General features: G+C 42.4%; 16 protein-coding genes. 14 read left to right on the top strand and 2 right to left on the bottom strand.

All coding sequences use genetic code 11. From position 1 onward, the window contains the following. Positions 1-7: 7 nt before the first annotated feature. The 14 genes from GCU45_RS01200 (at position 8) to GCU45_RS01140 (ending at position 14353) form a co-directional block, all read left to right on the top strand. Positions 8-1210, top strand: coding sequence for a multidrug efflux MFS transporter (locus tag GCU45_RS01200; protein WP_152397746.1), 1203 nt, complete (start codon positions 8-10; stop codon positions 1208-1210). A gap of 316 nt (positions 1211-1526) precedes the next feature. After that, a complete protein-coding gene (locus GCU45_RS01195) occupies positions 1527-2177 on the top strand; it encodes an MBL fold metallo-hydrolase (protein WP_152397745.1) in 651 nt (216 codons plus the stop codon). Positions 2178-2449: 272 nt separating this feature from the next. Continuing rightward, positions 2450-2902 (top strand): DinB family protein, encoded by a 453-nt coding sequence (locus tag GCU45_RS01190; RefSeq protein ID WP_152397744.1) that lies wholly within the window; start codon positions 2450-2452, stop codon positions 2900-2902. Positions 2903-3173: 271 nt separating this feature from the next. Further along, the gene (locus GCU45_RS01185) at positions 3174-3851 is read left to right on the top strand and encodes a response regulator transcription factor (RefSeq protein ID WP_152397743.1); all 678 of its coding nucleotides are present in this window, start codon (positions 3174-3176) and stop codon (positions 3849-3851) included. Continuing rightward, positions 3848-4858, top strand: coding sequence for a HAMP domain-containing sensor histidine kinase (locus GCU45_RS01180; protein WP_152397742.1), 1011 nt, complete (start codon positions 3848-3850; stop codon positions 4856-4858). Before GCU45_RS01185 ends, GCU45_RS01180 begins: the two co-directional genes overlap by 4 nt. Before the next feature lie 92 nt (positions 4859-4950). Continuing rightward, on the top strand, positions 4951-5664 hold the full coding sequence (locus tag GCU45_RS01175) for an ABC transporter ATP-binding protein (protein WP_152397741.1): 714 nt from the start codon (positions 4951-4953) through the stop codon (positions 5662-5664). Beyond that, a complete protein-coding gene (locus GCU45_RS01170; RefSeq protein WP_152397740.1) occupies positions 5661-6410 on the top strand; it encodes an ABC transporter permease in 750 nt (249 codons plus the stop codon). The genes GCU45_RS01175 and GCU45_RS01170 overlap by 4 nt, the downstream gene beginning before the upstream one ends. Beyond that, on the top strand, positions 6407-7165 hold the full coding sequence (locus GCU45_RS01165; RefSeq protein WP_152397739.1) for an ABC transporter permease: 759 nt from the start codon (positions 6407-6409) through the stop codon (positions 7163-7165). The genes GCU45_RS01170 and GCU45_RS01165 overlap by 4 nt, the downstream gene beginning before the upstream one ends. 211 nt (positions 7166-7376) lie before the next feature. Further along, on the top strand, positions 7377-8423 hold the full coding sequence (locus GCU45_RS01160; RefSeq protein ID WP_152397738.1) for a serine hydrolase domain-containing protein: 1047 nt from the start codon (positions 7377-7379) through the stop codon (positions 8421-8423). Between the two features lie 83 nt (positions 8424-8506). Continuing rightward, the gene (locus GCU45_RS01155) at positions 8507-10915 is read left to right on the top strand and encodes an excinuclease ABC subunit UvrA (RefSeq protein WP_208837094.1); all 2409 of its coding nucleotides are present in this window, start codon (positions 8507-8509) and stop codon (positions 10913-10915) included. Continuing rightward, entirely contained in the window at positions 10912-11874 is a 963-nt protein-coding gene (locus GCU45_RS01150) for a serine hydrolase domain-containing protein (RefSeq protein ID WP_152397737.1), read from the top strand. The genes GCU45_RS01155 and GCU45_RS01150 overlap by 4 nt, the downstream gene beginning before the upstream one ends. 324 nt (positions 11875-12198) lie before the next feature. After that, positions 12199-12582 carry a helix-turn-helix transcriptional regulator gene (locus GCU45_RS34110; RefSeq protein WP_244364376.1) on the top strand — a complete coding sequence of 128 codons (384 nt, stop codon included), beginning with the start codon at positions 12199-12201 and terminating at the stop codon, positions 12580-12582. Continuing rightward, positions 12579-13082, top strand: a complete 504-nt coding sequence (locus GCU45_RS34105; protein ID WP_244364374.1) for a GyrI-like domain-containing protein — start codon at positions 12579-12581, stop codon at positions 13080-13082. The genes GCU45_RS34110 and GCU45_RS34105 overlap by 4 nt, the downstream gene beginning before the upstream one ends. A gap of 347 nt (positions 13083-13429) precedes the next feature. Next, positions 13430-14353 (top strand): alpha/beta hydrolase, encoded by a 924-nt coding sequence (locus GCU45_RS01140; RefSeq protein ID WP_152397736.1) that lies wholly within the window; start codon positions 13430-13432, stop codon positions 14351-14353. A 283-nt stretch (positions 14354-14636) separates the two neighbouring features. On the opposite strand, the gene GCU45_RS01135 is transcribed toward GCU45_RS01140, so the two are convergent. Together GCU45_RS01135 and GCU45_RS01130 are read right to left on the bottom strand one after the other, a co-directional pair. Next, complete coding sequence (locus GCU45_RS01135; protein WP_152397735.1) at positions 14637-16133, bottom strand: monooxygenase; 1497 nt, start codon at positions 16131-16133, stop codon at positions 14637-14639. A 155-nt stretch (positions 16134-16288) separates the two neighbouring features. Then, the gene (locus tag GCU45_RS01130; protein ID WP_244364372.1) at positions 16289-16558 is read right to left on the bottom strand and encodes a RidA family protein; all 270 of its coding nucleotides are present in this window, start codon (positions 16556-16558) and stop codon (positions 16289-16291) included. Between the last annotated feature and the right edge of the window lie 516 nt (positions 16559-17074).

The raw sequence follows: 17074 nt of genomic DNA, 5'->3' as shown, positions 1-17074 counted from the left end.
ATTTGTAATGCAGATATGGAAAAGAAATTTATGGGTCTGCTGGTTCGGCATGTTCATGACGGGTGTAGGCATGAGCCAGATTGCGCCTGTTTTGCCTCTCTTTATTAAGCAGCTCGGTGTTGAGAACGCATCCTGGATCTCCCAATTGTCCGGCGTCGCATTTGGTGTGACTTATATTATCTCCGCCATATTCTCGCCAATCTGGGGACGCGCGGCAGACAAATACGGTCGCAAGCCTATGCTGCTCAGAGCCAGCCTTGGCATGGCGATCGTCATCGGCTGCATGGGCTTCGCGCCGAATGTCTACTGGCTGATCAGCTTAAGGTTGCTGCAAGGCGTCATTACAGGCTATGGCACAGCCTGCACAACGCTGATCGCGACCCAGACGAGCAAGGAACATTCGGGTTGGGCTCTGGGCACGTTATCAACGGCCAACATCGCGGGCTCCCTGCTCGGACCGTTGATCGGGGGCTTAATCGAAGAGCATTTTGGGATGCAGAACATTTTCTACATCACGGGTGGCTTCATGTTCATCGCCTTCCTGACGACCTTATTCTTCGTGAAAGAGACGTTCGTCCGTACGGAAAAAAAGGTGCCGAGCTTCAAGGAATTCTGGGCTCAAGTTCCGCAGCCAAGCTTAACGATCACCTTGTTCATTACGTACTTCGTAATGTCGATCGCCACGTATTCGGTCCAACCAGTGCTTACGGTCTTTGTCGATCAAATCGCTCATCATCTGGGCCACGTCGCATTGATCTCAGGAGCGATTTTCTCGGCTTCGGGATTGGCTACTATCATTGCTGCTCCTCGGTTGGGGAAGCTGTCAGATAAGATCGGGGCACATCAGATCATGCTCTTCACGCTGATCGTGGCCGGTATATTGTTCATCCCGCAGGCGTTCGTCCACAATCCTTGGGAACTGATGGCGCTTCGCTTCCTGCTAGGATTGGCGGCAGGCGGGCTAAATCCTTCGGTCAACGTCTTACTGAAGAAAATCACCCCGTCCAATCTGACCGGCCGCGTGTTCGGATTGAATATGTCGGCTGCCTATCTCGGCGTCTTTGGCGGTTCGGTGCTTGGCGGTCAAATCGCAGGGCATTTCGGCGTCCGATATGTTTTCCTTGTTACTGGCGCGTTGCTCTTAATGAATGCCATTTGGGTTTACTTCAAAGTGTACTGCAAGCTGCAGAGCGAGAAATTGCTAGAATAACGCCCAGAAACAAAGCTCAGAAACAAAGCTAAAGGTACAAATTGCATGCAGTGCCAAAGCTAAAAGCGACCCAGAGAGAAATGTATATACTATCTGTTTTGGCGTACTATTCTATACTTTTTATGGCAAAACACCTTTGAACTGTGTTTAGGATTTTAGTAGCGGCATGGTTTGGTGCCGAGATTCGTCTTTCTTGCGACGGCGGCGTTGCTGCTGCTCAATGCGGCGTGGGCTTACTATAACGTGTATAAGAATAGTTTCAGGGGAACAAGGGGCCGGAGTCGCGACCCGATAAACGAAAGGAGCGCATCAAATCATGCAGATCAAGTGGTATGGCCATTCGTCATTCCAGTTCACCTCGGACGCCGGAACCAGGATTCTTATCGATCCTTACTACAAGTTCCTCGGCTACCGCATGCCGGTCCCGATCGAATCGGACATCGTCGTCGTGACCCACGATCACGGCGATCACAATAAGATTCAAGCCGCCTCAGGCGATTACTTGGTCGTGAACGAGCCGAAGGAGTACAGCGTAGGAGACGTGGATATTAGCGGCTTTCGCACGTTCCACGACAAGGTGAACGGTCAGAAAAGAGGCCCGAACATCGTGTTCCGCTTCCGGATGGACGGGTTGACGATCTGTCACTGCGGGGATCTGGGCCATCTGTTAACAGAGGAGCAAGTGAACGCCATCGGCCCGGTGGATGTCCTCCTCGTTCCCGTGGGCGGAAGGATGACGCTGGACGGGGCGGAGGCGGCACAGGTGATGCGGCAATTGCAGGCGACCGTGGCGATTCCGATGCACTACAGCACGAAGGCGCTCGGCCTACTCGGACGATTGTTCTTCGCTAAGGTGGATAAGTTTCTTCAGGCTGTAGAGGCGAAGACGACTCACGTTCAAACGCTGAACTTGTCCAAGGAGAACGTGCCCCAATATGCCGGGACCGTGACGATGGAGTATAATTAGCAGCCAACCAGCTTCCGCGCGGAAGCTGGTTTTTCCTTTTCTCCTCAAGCTTGGCTGCTGCCTACGAATGAACTCTGCGAAGAGCTGGACGTCCGTCGACAAGAACATATTTGCCTTTAGTGCCGCTTAGCCGCGGTTTTTTTGTGTTTTGATATATGTTGTTGTCAAAACCCCATGTAATCCGAGGCACAAAAGTCATAACTAACGTTCTTTACATATGCGTTGTTATTGGGTTAAATTAACTTATCCATATCTGAAATGGAGGTTAATAAATGAGTAATAAAGCAGCTTTAAGTTATGATCAGACAGCAGAAGAAATACTAAAGTATAAGGAATTCGATGAACAACGTCTTCTTGAGCCAATAAGTGAAGGTAAGTGGTCAGTCAAGGAAATCATAGGACATCTATATTATTGGGATAAGTTCATTTTACAGAATCATGTCCCCTATATGAATGAGGGTGCAAACTTGAACGCATTCCCTAATCATGACTTACATAATAGAGAAGCCATCGAATACATAAGTGTTTTTACTACAACTGGTTCTTTAATAGATGAGTTTGTCCTGAATCGAAGAATATTAATTAAAGCCATATCTGGAATCGACAGTAATGCTAAGTTCACAATTGGTTCTGGAAAACGTCAGTTTACAGTGGATAAATACTTGAAGATATTCATTGACCACGATTTTCATCACCTTAAACAAATGAATGAACGACTAAGCTAACGGGATACCATAGTTGAATAGCTTACAAGTATGAAGCTGCCGGTTGCTGACCGGCAGCTTCATTTTTGAGGTATCACATGATCCTGATGTATTTGCCATGCAGAAGTAAAAAAACATTTTTGAGGGCTGGGATAATCCGAAAAATGAACAAGCAGCATTAAAGTAAGACCACAAGAGTAAGCGAACAATAAAATTGTCTTAACTGGAAACGATTATTTATATTGTGTTAATCTGGCTAGTGATGAACTCAATTTAGAGAGGGGGATGTTACTTGAAAAGAACCATATTATATATTGAAGATAATGAGAAGATAGGCAGCCTGCTAAAAGAAGAATTGGAAAAGCGAGGATTTTCAGTTCAGTGGCTGATTTCTGGTGAAGAAGCCGAGAAAGAAGTAAATCAGCATGAGATCGTTATATTGGATATCATGTTACCTGGTTTAGATGGTTTTACTGTGGGAAAACGATTAAAAAAGGCAGCTCCTGCGGTTCCTATTTTGCTGTTATCCGCTCGAACATCGATCGATGATAAGGTAGATGGCTTACAATTTGCTGATGACTATTTAACGAAACCATTCCATACGGATGAATTAGTTGCAAGATTGGAAGTATTAATCCGTCGAAGTGGTGTCACACATTCCGAACGCATTTTATTAGGAAATCATATTGAAGTAGATCCAGAAGGCCAAATGGTATTTGACAAACGCACAGGTGAAGAAATTATATTGACAGGGAAACAACATCAAATTTTAATGTATTTCTTACGCCATCCTAATCAAGTTTTACCTAAAGAACAAATTTATGAAGCAGTTTGGAAAGAAGCTTATATAACGGGTGATAAAACAGTAATGGTGCATATCCGTCGACTACGTCAAAAGTTGGAACGTAATCCAGATTCCCCAGAGATTATCGAAACGTTGAAGGGAATAGGCTACCGGGTGAAACTATGAAACAGAATAGATCATTATTTCGTCGGTTTCTAAAAGTACATTTTCTATTTATCTTTCTTCCTCCGATAATGCTTATTTTCATCAGTTCGTTTTTTGGGGTTTCAAATACGCATGAAAAAAATGTAAATACGTTAAATCTGTTTTACGTTTCCGTGCTATTGTTTGGTTTTATTATGGTCGCATTTGTTATATTATCTTGGCTGTTTTTCTTGAAACTTCAAAAACGTCTCGCCCGCTTACAGGAAGTCATGTCATCTTCAGCTAAAAATAACTCATTTCCTAAACCCATATCAGTTCAAGCGGATCGTATGGATGAGATTGACCAGTTAGGAAGTTCTTTTAATTGGATGATTCAGCAGCTTGAAGACAGTCGCAAGCGAGAGTATGAAGAGGAGTTATTACGACAACGACTCATTGCGAATTTATCTCACGATTTACGAACGCCACTTACTATTTTGAGAGGACACATCACCCGATTAAATAAAGAATCTATAAGTTTAGAAGGACTGAACTCATTAACAGAGATAAACCATACGATTACTAGAGTCGGAGATCTAATGGATGATTTATTTTCCTACACATTGCTTACATCAGGGAAACATCCTTATCAAACCACTTCAACAGATATCGGACGTTTAGTAAGAGCATCAGTTGCTGCGTGGTATCCTCTATTTGAAGAAAAAGAAATTCAGCTCGAGGTTGATTTACCGACAGAGGAGACTTTTTATTGGGAAGCAGATCCTAAATGGATGACACGAGTTCTGGATAATTTATTTCAGAATATTATTCGCCATGCAGCAGAGGGGAAATATACAAACATTGTGGTTGACGTAGAAAAAGAACTGATTATTGTTGCAGACAGAGGTCCAGGTATGGATAACTCATCCTATGAGGGCGGAGAAGGGATTGGTTTATCAGCTTCAAATTATATGTTGAAAAGAATGAAGCTGAAAGCTGACTTTACATCCAATGAAAATGGTACAAGAGTAGCTATTGGTAGAGCTTAACCTAGAGTTAACCCAGAAGTAAACAGCATGATAACCGAGATGTAACCTTGCTTCTTTATAATTAGAACCATAACAGAAAGGAAGTGTTATGGTTGCTTACATTTAATAACCTCGTCAAACATCGCGGGACTCAAGAAATCTTATCAGGTATCAGCTTTAAAGCTAGACCAGGTAGAGTAACTGGTTTTTTAGGTCCAAATGGGGCAGGTAAAAGTTCTACTCTTCGAATATTGCTTGGGTTAGATCGAGCCACCTCAGGAAATGCACTAATTGATGGGAAGCCATTCGCAGAATTACATAATCCTCTAACCACAGTAGGTGCCGCACTTGATGGATCTGGAGCTCATCGTATGCGAACAGGACGGGCGCACTTGCTTTGGATGGCACACGCCGCAGGATTGTCTCGCTCACGTGTCGAGGAAGTGCTGGATATAGTAGGTCTTACGAATGCAGCTGGTAAGAGAGTTGGGAAGTATTCCCTTGGTATGGGGAGAAGACTTGGGATGGCAGCTGCACTGCTTGGCGATCCCAAAATATTGGTTTTAGATGAGCCTGTAAACGGCCTCGACCCGGAAGGAATTCGCTGGATTCGGACATTTTTACGTGAACGTGCTGCGTCTGGTAATACGGTGTTGCTATCCAGTCATCTCATGGGAGAGCTTGCAGAGACTGTTGATGATGTGGTGATTATTCATCATGGAAAAATCGTTGCAGATGGAACATTGGAAGAAGTAATAGGTAACCATTCCACACTAGAGGAAGCCTTTTTTGCCCTGACATCTGGACTTGCAGGTGATGTTGTATGAGAGCGTTCAATGCGGAACTATCTAAATTGTTCTCCCTGCCGGGAATTTGGCTTGCCTTTCTGATCGGAGCATTTGCCCCAGCGGTCATTGCCGCCTTGGACAGTATGGCACAAAAAGAGGAGATTATAGCTGGAGTTAGCACACGGCTATCGGAAGTTGGCTATATTGGATTAGCTCTCGGTGTGCAAGGTGTCATTATTCTTGGTGTGCTTGCTGTCAGCAGTGAGTATTTAACAGAGAGCAGTGAATCCGGTGGAGGACAACAGATTACAACAAGTTTAACGGTTGTTTCATCAAGGCTTCATTTTTTGCTGGCAAAAGCAGGCGCTGTGACAGTGATCAGCATACTGCTTAGTGTGGTGGCTATTATGACAACGGTGTCTGCTACGCATCTTGTTCTTGGCGAGTACACCCCTGCATTTGAATGGCCTAAACTGCTCGGTGCAGTATGTTTCTGGGCATTCACTGCTCTTTTAGCATTTGGGATTACTGTTCTAACAAAACATGGCATGATCCCGCTTGCTGTGCTCATCATAAATACATCCTTTGTATCATTCAGTTTCCTGCTTTCTAAGGTTACAAAGTTGGCGTTATACTTACCGGATCGGGCCGGCTTTGAAATGTTTATGTTTCTGAGCAATAGATTTCTCACCCCGTTCACAGGCGGTTTAGTCATGTTTGCCTGGGTCGTCGTTCTTTTCATTGCTGCAGCTATCGTATTCCATAGAAGGGACGTTGCATCATGAGTTTCCCTTCGAGTAAAAAGATAACACGAATCCTTGGCGCTGAACTGGATAAATTAGTTACACTACCTTCAATATGGCTCACTCTTACAGGTACATTCATTCTTAATTTACTGTTAGCTGCAGCTTTTACTTCTGTTGGTCTACAAGGGGCAGCAGGAACGCAAAGTATACTGAATATAGGACTTGCTTCTATGAGATATCTTCAAGCAGGGTTCATTATTCTTGGTATACTAGCTACTTGTTCGGAGTACACTGGTGGACAGATTCGAAGTACTTTAACTACGATACCTTGGCGGGGGGTTCAATTATCCACGAAGCATTTTGCATTGGCCATTATAACCATTCCTGCGGCATTTATTATGGCTGCTTCAGGTGTTCTATATACTTTTACGATGATGAGAGACACAGCAGTAGTGATTGAAATAGACACGATGATAAAAACACTATTAGGTACAACAGGTTATCTAACATGTACCACACTTCTTAGTGCAGCTATAGGTGCTTTATTTAGAAGAACCACTCCTGCTTTAGTAGTGCTGCTTGGTTATTATTTCGTTGTCAGTCCATTGACGAGAGATTTTCCACCTAGGATAAGGAAATTCTTTCCAGATACGGCAGGATATTATATGTATTTGCCGCCTTCCTCTGTTAAATTAAATTTCCTTACTCCCATGCAAGGGGCAGGCATTTCAATGTTATGGACACTGATCTTTATTACAGTAGCTATTGTACTTTTCCGTAAACGAGATGCCTAAGTTTTAGGTTCTCAATTTTACAAAAAAATGAGTCAAATCGCGGATTTGCTTTAGTAATGACGGGAAATCCTGCACCTTTAAAGTTATGGAGAATATCGGAATGAAGTATGAAGGGATTAATCTAACGGGCAGGATAATTCAATCGTTTCTTGAATACATTTTGAGGTGGAGTATTCACGAACTTCTTTAATATCACGTTAACAGAAATCAAATGAAAGAGATGATAAAGATCGCTTCAATCGCTCAAAAAATAGATCAATATATGAAATCACACTTAACTTGGGAATCATATTTCTCTGGATATTTTAATGGGACTGTTCTTGTGGCCCAAAAAGGAGAAGTATTATTATCTAAAGGGTATGGGTACTCTAACCTGGAACATAACGTACCTAACTATGCAAAAACGAAATTTAGAATTGGATCAATGACGAAGCAGTTTACCGCTGTTGCGATATTGCATCTTTTTGAAGTGAATAATCTAAATATTCATGAAGGAATAAATAAGTATCTTTTCGATTATCCGAATGGACAGTCCATCTCAGTTCACCGCCTTCTAACACATACCTCAGGGATTTCAAACTTAAACTATTTTCATTCTATGAGGCTTTATAATTCAGCAGAAAAGTTAGTGGAGCGCATTAAAGAATTGCCACTATTATCTGAACCAGGCGAACAATTTTCGTACAGTAATGCTGGTTATATTTTATTGGCATACATACTTGAGAAGATTTCAGGAATGAGCTATGAGGACTATTTAAGAATTTACCTATTGGAGCCGCTATCAATGTATTCTACCGGATGTGATAATTTCAGAACCATACTCAAGGATAGAGCATCTGGTTATAGTATGTGGGGGGAAGTTAGTAACACCGAATTTATAGATATGTCTACTGCATATGGAGCCGGTAACTTATATTCTACAATAGAGGACCTTTTTTTATGGGATCGAGCTATATCTGAAAAAAAATATATATTCAGTGAAGAATTTACAAGATTATTATTTAACCCTAATTTGAATAACTACGGATATGGTTGGTTTATAACAGAAGATGATTATACGAATCTCCTGTTAAGTAGGTTAAGAGTTCACCATTCCGGCGGAATAAATGGCTTTAGTTCTGAGTACAGTCGAATCATACCCGATGATATAACAATTATTCTGCTAAGTAATTTTGACTCAACACCTGTTTACACGATAACAAAACAACTTATCGAAATCGTCCTTGAAAGCAATTATAAGGGGTCATTTGACATCTAAGAAAAAGGGATGATTCCCTTTCTACATCACGCGAAATCTCTGGAAGCGGAGTCGGTACGAATCATTAAAGAAGCCTGCCTCCCATGGATGGGTTTAAGATAAAATATTATGAAAGGCAGCATACTATGAACAAATTTATCGAAATTAAGGGTGCACGGGTTCATAATTTGAAAAATATCGATATTAGAATTCCACGAGGTAAATTGACCGTGATAACCGGAGTATCCGGTAGCGGGAAATCCAGTCTTGCATTCGACACATTGTATGAGGAGGGTAAACGCCGATACCTCATGTTTTCGGGTACGCAGTTTATGGTGGACGCCGCACCGACTTTTGATCAAATCACAGGTCTAGCTCCTACCGTCGCAGTGGAACAAAGAATTATTCGCCAATCCAATCCACGTAGCACGGTTGGAACGCGGACAAAGATTGGAAATATGCTCGCCGTTTTATTTGCTACATATGGCAAGAGAGATCCCAATTACGACGATGGGCTTTCCCTAAGCATGGACATGTTCCTGAGGAACTCACCGAAAGGAATGTGCGTAAAGTGCTTAGGTAATGGAAACGTGTATTCCATTAATGAAGATAAGATATTCTCTGATGGAAGAACACAGTTAAAAGATCTATTAGTTGAACGGTTGCTATATCGGGGAGGAGCCAGAAAGAGGTTAGACGAATTTTGTTCATATCATGGACTGACTGTAACGCAACCACTTCATACTTTGAACAATGAACAACTGTTAGCTTTAAAATATGGAGATCATGGAAAGACAAGTTTTCAGGGTGTCATTCCTTGGCTGTTGAATGGATTTAAATATGGTGAAATTAGCGGCAGGCAAAATGGCATTTTATCTGAAGCGTACGGAAAGAAGGAACCGTGCAGCAAATGTGGAGGAGCCGGCTTGGGTGAACAGGCAATGCATACAACAATAGCCGGAAAAACCATAACAGATCTGGAGAATATGTATATTAGAGATTTGAATGATTTTTTAACAAAGGAAAACTCTGAGTTATTCGGTATGACGCTTATCAACGAGATTCATCTTAAGTTGGATTGTATGATTGATGTGGGCCTTCACCATCTTTCATTGTCGCGACCTGTCCCAACCTTGTCGGGTGGCGAAATACAACGCTTGTTCCTCGCTTCCTCTATCATTGCTCAGATGGATTCCATTATCTTTATATTCGATGAGCCGACCATTGGTTTGCATGAAATTGAGAAAGCAAAGCTCATTCAAATTATTCAAAATCTGGTTAATCGGGGGAATACGGTAATTGCTGTTGAGCACGATGAAAATTTTATGCGTGCTGCAGATTATATCATTGATCTAGGACCTGATGCTGGAATTTTTGGAGGTCATCGTATCTTTCAAGGCAGCTTCGACGATTTTATGACCTGTGAATTATCGAGAACCTCGCCATATCTAGCCGATCAAAAAAAGCTGCAGGTAAAGCAGACATATTCTAAGATAAACCCTGAAAAAATGCTGACGATTGAAAATGCATGCTTACATAATCTTCGCCACTTAACTGTACGAATCCCCCTCGGGGTAATGGTAGGGATCGCTGGGGTATCGGGCAGTGGAAAATCGAGTTTTATCTCAGGCACCTTAGTTCCTAAACTAAAAGAGTTTCTTACAATTACAGATGAAGACGAAGAAACGGTATTTTTATCCGATGTAAGGGTAAGTGGAATTGAACATATCAAGAAATGCTTGGTCATTGATCAAAAACCTATAGGAAGAAGCAGAACCTCTTGTCCGGCTACTTACACGGGGATATACGATCGGATCCGAAAAATGTTTGCAAGCACGTCTGATTCGATAGAGAGAGGATATGGAGCAGGATTATTTTCACTGAACTCCGAAGGTGGATGCCGTCAATGCAAAGGTGATCAAGTGATTAAATATCATGTGGGCTTTGGAAACTATATCGAACAAAATTGTGACGCTTGCGGAGGAACAGGCTTTATAGAAGAAGCCATGGAAATAACGATTGAAGGCAAAAATATACGGCAAATCCTCGAAATGAGCGTATCTGAAGCGATAGATTTTTTCGGAAATGAGGAACGTGCTGCATATGATAAGAATATCTGCCATTTACTTTTCACTCTTGAACGAGTGGGACTGGGGTATATTAAGCTGGGGCAGCAAACACCGACCATTTCCGGCGGGGAGTCTCAAAGGATTAAACTCGCTAAAGAGCTTGGTAAGCAATCGGGTAAGGATCGTTTGTATATTCTCGATGAGCCTACAACAGGCTTATCTTTTTCAGATAGTGAAAAACTAATCAAGCTGATGCTGGAATTAACAGAGAACGGGAATTCGGTCATTGTGACTGAGCATGACCCCGCTGTGTTAAGCAATTGCGATTATATTATAGAGTTGGGGCCAGGAGGCGGCAGTGATGGTGGGTTTATTATTGCGCTCGGATCCCCAGAGCAGTTGAAAAGAAACGAAAAATCGATCATCGGCAGGTATTTGAGATGAATTTAGAGTGGCAATATTCCACGCCCCAAGCGGAAGGCATGGATGCGGAGATGTTAGGCGACCTTGATTATTTTATTAAACAAAAGCGATATCGGCTTGTCAACAGCGTCCTTGTTGTGAAAAACGGGAAAATTGTATTTGAAAGATATTACAACAAGTATAATGAAAATACCAGAAATAATATTAAATCGATATGGAAAAGCATTCTTTCTTTACTGACGGGGATTTGTCTCGATAAAGGCATGATTCGAAGCCTGGACGAGCCAATCGGCGATTACTTGCCCGCGTTTCAAACCGGTGTCCATCCTTATCATAAGGCCCTAACGATTCGTCATCTTCTCACCATGTCATCAGGGATTTTCTGGAACGGCGGCGTTCATTATCATTGCCCGATGGTCGAGCAAATGAAGCGGACGAGGGATTGGATCGCACATGTCGCAGATGTTGCGATGAAGGACTATCCTGGAAGCAGCTACGTGTATAAAGAATGGGATGTGCTATTGTTATCTGCTGTTATTGGGAATGCTTTCGGAAATACATCATATGAACTGTGTGAGCAGCTTTTATATAAGCCTCTAGGAATATCGAGTGGAAGATGGGCTGAAAGCCCTTGTGGTGTATCGTATACCGTGATGAAAGGAGAGGAACATTCTAATTTATCTGCCAGAGATCTTGCGAAGATAGGATTTCTAGTTCTAAACAACGGCATTGTAGAAGGCCAACGGATTGTTTCTGAACATTATATTAAGGAAATGCTTAGGCCAAACGACAACAACAGCTCATACGGATATTTGTGGTGGATACTGGAAAATGGCTATGCATGCAGGGGATTCGGCGGTCAAGAGATAAATATTCTGCCTAAGCAAAACATGATAACAGTTATCCAGGCTACCCCCACTTCATCAAGCAAAACTTATGGAGATATTCATAAGGAGATTCTTGAGAAATCTGTTGTTTGATTTAGCGCAGTATGTGTTAGCAAAATGGGGAAAGAAGTCAAATATAAATCGTCGAGCCATCTGAACTAATGGGGAAACAACAATCTAAAACAACACTGCAGCAGCCGGCTACTAAACGGCTGTTGTTTTTGTTGAACTAACAGCAGGATAGTTATAAAACAAGATCTCAACGTTCCGAGAAAACTTAATTTAATCCGTAGATCTTTGCGCTATATAATTAATTATTAGAAACGACATGAATTCTCTAAGGAAACTAAATTGTGCACAAATAGTTGCGATATGAAAACGTAGCATACCTATACTTTTGATAAGAGGAGGGATCAGATGGATTGGCTCACGAGGATGAATCGAGCGATGGATTACATCGAATTGAATCTAACCGGCAAGATCGAATTGAATGAAGTTGCTCAATGTGCTTGTTGTTCTTCATATCAGTTCCAGAGAATGTTCTCATTTATTACAGATGTGTCTCTTGCGGAATACATAAGGAGAAGACGGCTCACTCTTGCTGCAATTGAATTACAGAATAGTGATATGAGAGTTGTTGACATTGCGATAAAGTATGGTTATGAATCTCCAGTTTCATTCGCAAGAGCTTTTCAATTGTTACATGGTGTTAATCCAGCAATGGCTCGAGAAGAAGGGACTGACCTCAAAGCCTATCCACGTCTTTCCTTCCTTATTTCAATAAAGGAGAAAAGGCTATGAACTATCGTATCGAGACAAAAGCAACCTTTCAAGTATTCGGAATCGAAAAAGTGTTTCAATTAAACGGAGTAGATACTCCAGCAGAATTATGGAAGCAAAGCCATGCTAACGGCGAGGTTGAAAGACTTACGGACAATGCAGGTGATCTACCAGCTTTTTTAAATCAGTACTATCATAAAGTACATGCTGTTTGTAGCTACAAAAAAACGGAAGAAGGTAGTTTTCCCTATATGCTGTCCGCATTTAAAGGGGATTCAAGTAAAACGGATGGGTACACAACTATAACAATACCAGCTCAAACATGGGTTATTTTCCCCTCTGATCCGTTCACTTGGGACAAATTTGATGAAACCATTGAGACATTATATAAACGATTCTTCTCCGAATGGCTTCCTACTGCTGGATACGAGCAGGTCGATGGGATGGAATTTGAAGTTACAGGAGTTAAAGACGGACTTAGTTTCGTTGAGCTATGGTTTGCAGTTAGGAAATTAACTTAGGTTGGTTGTTTAAACACATTTTCTTTGATTAAATTCAAATCAGATAGAGCAGTTTTCAAGTTGCAACTGCTCTATGTTTCGTTAAGCTAACAGGAAACGATTAACGTAATTCATTTAAGATTATTGAGGAGAGCAAGAGTATGGATATCTGAATCCGCATTAAGTTAACGGGAAACGCCAGCTCAACGAAAACATCTGGAGGCTGCTGGCTTTTTGGTCGGCTGCACATCGCTCCCTTTAATCGAACATACATTTTGTGTATATTTAAATTTATTTGAGTCCTAATACTGATCCGCAGCATCCAGGGGTTTCCTTCAACAAGTAATAGTTAGAGGTGTAGAAAATCTATGAACGTATTTTTTAAAGGAACAAAAATGGTATTTGTATTGCTCATTTTGTTAGTAACGATTACAGGATGCACCACCAATAAGCCTATATCTCCAGATGAAAATCAATCTCTATCTAATCAACCTCAAAATACGAAACCTATAGAAAATGCTGTAAATGAAACACCAGATGCCGAAGTGAAGAACATGCCAACAAACAAACCGATTGATTATGATCCTGCCTGGCCGGATCGTTCAGTGAAATCTTCTAATGGGCATCTTGTGAATAGTTGTGTTCCTGATGAGCTACGCAATAAAGCAACTACGTTAACAACCAGTGATGGGGTGTATCTGTCGGCACTTGTGCTTGGCAGCGGAGATAAGGGAGTCTTGCTTGCACACGAGCAAGGCTATAACATTTGCTCTTTTCTTGACATGGGAACTGAACTGGCAGACAGCGGATATCTGGTTGTTATTCCTGAATATCGTAATCATGGTGCCTCACAGAATATTCCGGAGGATAATCAGAACATAGATCGTGATGCAGATGCTACCTTAAGTGAACTCAAACGATTGGGGGCAAAAAGAGTGTTTTTGGCAGGAGCATCATGTGGCGGCAGTACAGCAATCATTGCAGGCGTTCGTCAAGCGCTGCCTATTGAGGGGCTGATTATTCTCTCTTCTCCTGCACAATGTGGGCCCCTTGATGCCATTCCAAGCGTCGAGAAGATTAAAGCACCATCCGTGTTTGTTTTTTCACCTGGCGATTATGGAGGCTCAATTGAAAAAGAAGTGCGCAAATTATATCAAGCATCCGGAGCAACGGATAAAGAGCTGATTGTGGATGAGAGTGGCTATCACGGAACAGATATGTACCACAAGGGAGAGCACGGTGATGCCTTAAAGTCCAGGCTTATTGACTTTGTTAAAAAGGTATTTAATTAAAGTAAATCAGGCGAAGTGTTGAAAGACGACAAGAACATAAACGATTAAAAGCCGCGTAAAAGCGGCTTTTTTTGTTTTAACGATATATGTTCTTGTCAAAACCCGACGACAAGAACATATATATTCTGCCGAAAAAGACAAAAACCTGTATGGTTATAAGCACAGCCACGAAGGATACGGAACGTTCATATCTGCGGTTTCTCCTGCGTAACGTTCTGAGTGGCTTTATCCTAACGAAGTGGGGGACAGCGTCTCAATCGGCAGATTTATGAAGTTTGTATGGCTAATTCGTAATGTCTCCGCACCAGCGAGTGATACCTTCATTTATTTTTTGCATTGGATTCGGATCAGATAGAGAAATCGCCCAGGCAATATGTCCATCCGGACGAATGAGTGCCGTGTGGACGTCGTTCCAATCCGCGTCTGCTTCAGCCAAAGATGCATGTAACACTTGAAGGTTGCTATACGTTTCCCATTGGCCGCTATTCTGTTCATTCGAATGGAAATGCAACAGAAGAAAAGTACCTTTGTGTAGGAGCGGATAGGAGTTAATCCATTGCCCGTCTTTCAGTTTTAAGCGGAGATCTTTGAACCGTTTCCCGTTTAAAGGATGGGAAGGGGCTTCGGTGTCGGGAGCATAATGTACATCCATTGCGGAAATTTGTGCAGCGATTTGATAATTAGCCTCTGGTATTTGAATTAGATTAGCCAACATGCTTCGCAGTTCCGTGATGGGAGGAGTCACGTCCAGAAGCAGAGTTTGGACCTCGGTATTCCGGAGCAAGGCTGTATTCCATGGGAAACGTTCAGTATGATAACTGTCCAACAGCCAGTCCGGAGCCCAGCCTTTGATTGCTCCTGCTAGCTTCCAGCCTAAGTTCATCGCTTCTTGTAAGCCGACGTTCATTCCCTGTCCACCAGCCGGAAAATGAATGTGCGCCGAATCTCCCGCTAAAAACAATCGACCATTCCGATAGCGTGCCGCCTGCCGCGTAGCATTTCCGAAACGGGACATCCATTTCACATCGTTCAATCCCAGGTCGCTTCCGGTCGTACGGATGAGCGATGATCGAAACTCTTCCAATGTTAGGGTCTCATCCTTAGAGATGTTTCGTCTTTTCACGTCGATAATTAAGACCCGATAGATACGATCATTGATCGGCATGATGCTGACCAAACCTTTTTCTGTAATTCGGGATATGACACTCATAGGAGCCAAATCAGATAGAACGGCATCTCCCAGAATAGCCGTGAAGGTCGCGTCTGTACCTTCAAAGGATATATTTGCATGTTTGCGAACCAAACTTCTGGCTCCGTCTGTACCCACCACATAAGCCGATCTTAACGTTGTTTCTCCATTAGGTCCGGCGATCTTAACGTCGACCCCATCCTCATCCTGATGCACAGATAGAGCCTCAAACCCTCTCCAGACCTCTACGCCAAGGCTAAGAGCCCATTCCTCCAGCACCTTCTCCGTCTCACTCTGCGGTAAAAAGAGAGTGTGATTGGAAGAAGAATCCAACACAGAGAAATCCAAAGGAGTTTCTAATCCGGCAAAATGTCCTCTAGAAAGTAAGCGGCCTTTACTGATTAATTTTGATTTCACTCCACGCATATCTAATATTTCAAGGGTTCGTGGATGTACGGTAAGCGCACGTGAATATCGGGTTGTCTCTTTTAATCGTTCAATGACGCAGACCTTCACACCGGCTAATGCCAATTCTCCAGCCAACATCATGCCGACAGGTCCGCCACCGATTAGGATGACTTCATATTTCATATCAATAACCTCTTTTCTTGAACATTATGGGAAGATCACTATAGCGTCTATTTCGATAAGCCATTCAGGATCGGCTAGCGCTTGAACACCTATATAGGTACTTGCTGTCTTCGGCCAGTTAGGGCCAAACACATGAAATCCTGCGTCAAAAATAATCAAATCAATTCCGGGTGGTGGTTTACCACAAAAATATTCATTTTTGCATTGTACAATGGATCCGCTCGCGCGGCTTCCAGTGCATACTTAAGATTGGTGAACACTTGAATCGCTTGCGCGTAATAGTCACCTGAACCGACCAATGCGCCTGTTTCATTTACAGCAACCTGACCTGAGATGAAGGCCAGTTTAGAGGCAGTAGTTACCACGACATGGGAAATGACAGATGTAACTTGATCCGTCAATGTCTTGGGATTCACGATTTCCATAGGCAAGTATGAACCTCCTTCATTAATTATTATTTCGTTTGAACCTTTTTCGGTACTTATAAAAGAGGGTGTTATAAAAATTATATATAATTTATGTTTCATATGAAACAAAATAATTGTACGCGGTCACTCTTTATCCTGTCAACCCCAATCTCAATATATGAGTATACCTTTATTTCTCTGGAAACAATCTGTGATACGATGAGGCAAATTAGTCGAGGAGCCAGCATAATCATGGATACTGCCAGTAAGAACAAAACTTCCATTCATGAAGTTTTCGTTCAGTTTCTTGAGCAAAAAGGGCAAAGGAGTTAGCCAACCCGAATCAGCCGGCAGACGAGCCGATTTCTACCCCCGCTGTCGTTTTCCTCACTTGCATTCACATAAAAGGGGATGTTAACAGCATTGGAAAGAAAAATGCTGGAACAATAATATCTACGGTAAGATGGCAGGTTGCATGTGTAAAAGGGAGCGGGCTTACGATACGAAGGTGACTACCAAGCGAGGGCTAATTTA

Origin of the sequence: Paenibacillus cellulositrophicus (assembly GCF_009363095.1) — a bacterium.
GTDB lineage: Bacteria > Bacillota > Bacilli > Paenibacillales > Paenibacillaceae > Paenibacillus_AQ > Paenibacillus_AQ favisporus.
This window is presented reverse-complemented; position numbering and strand designations above follow the sequence as displayed.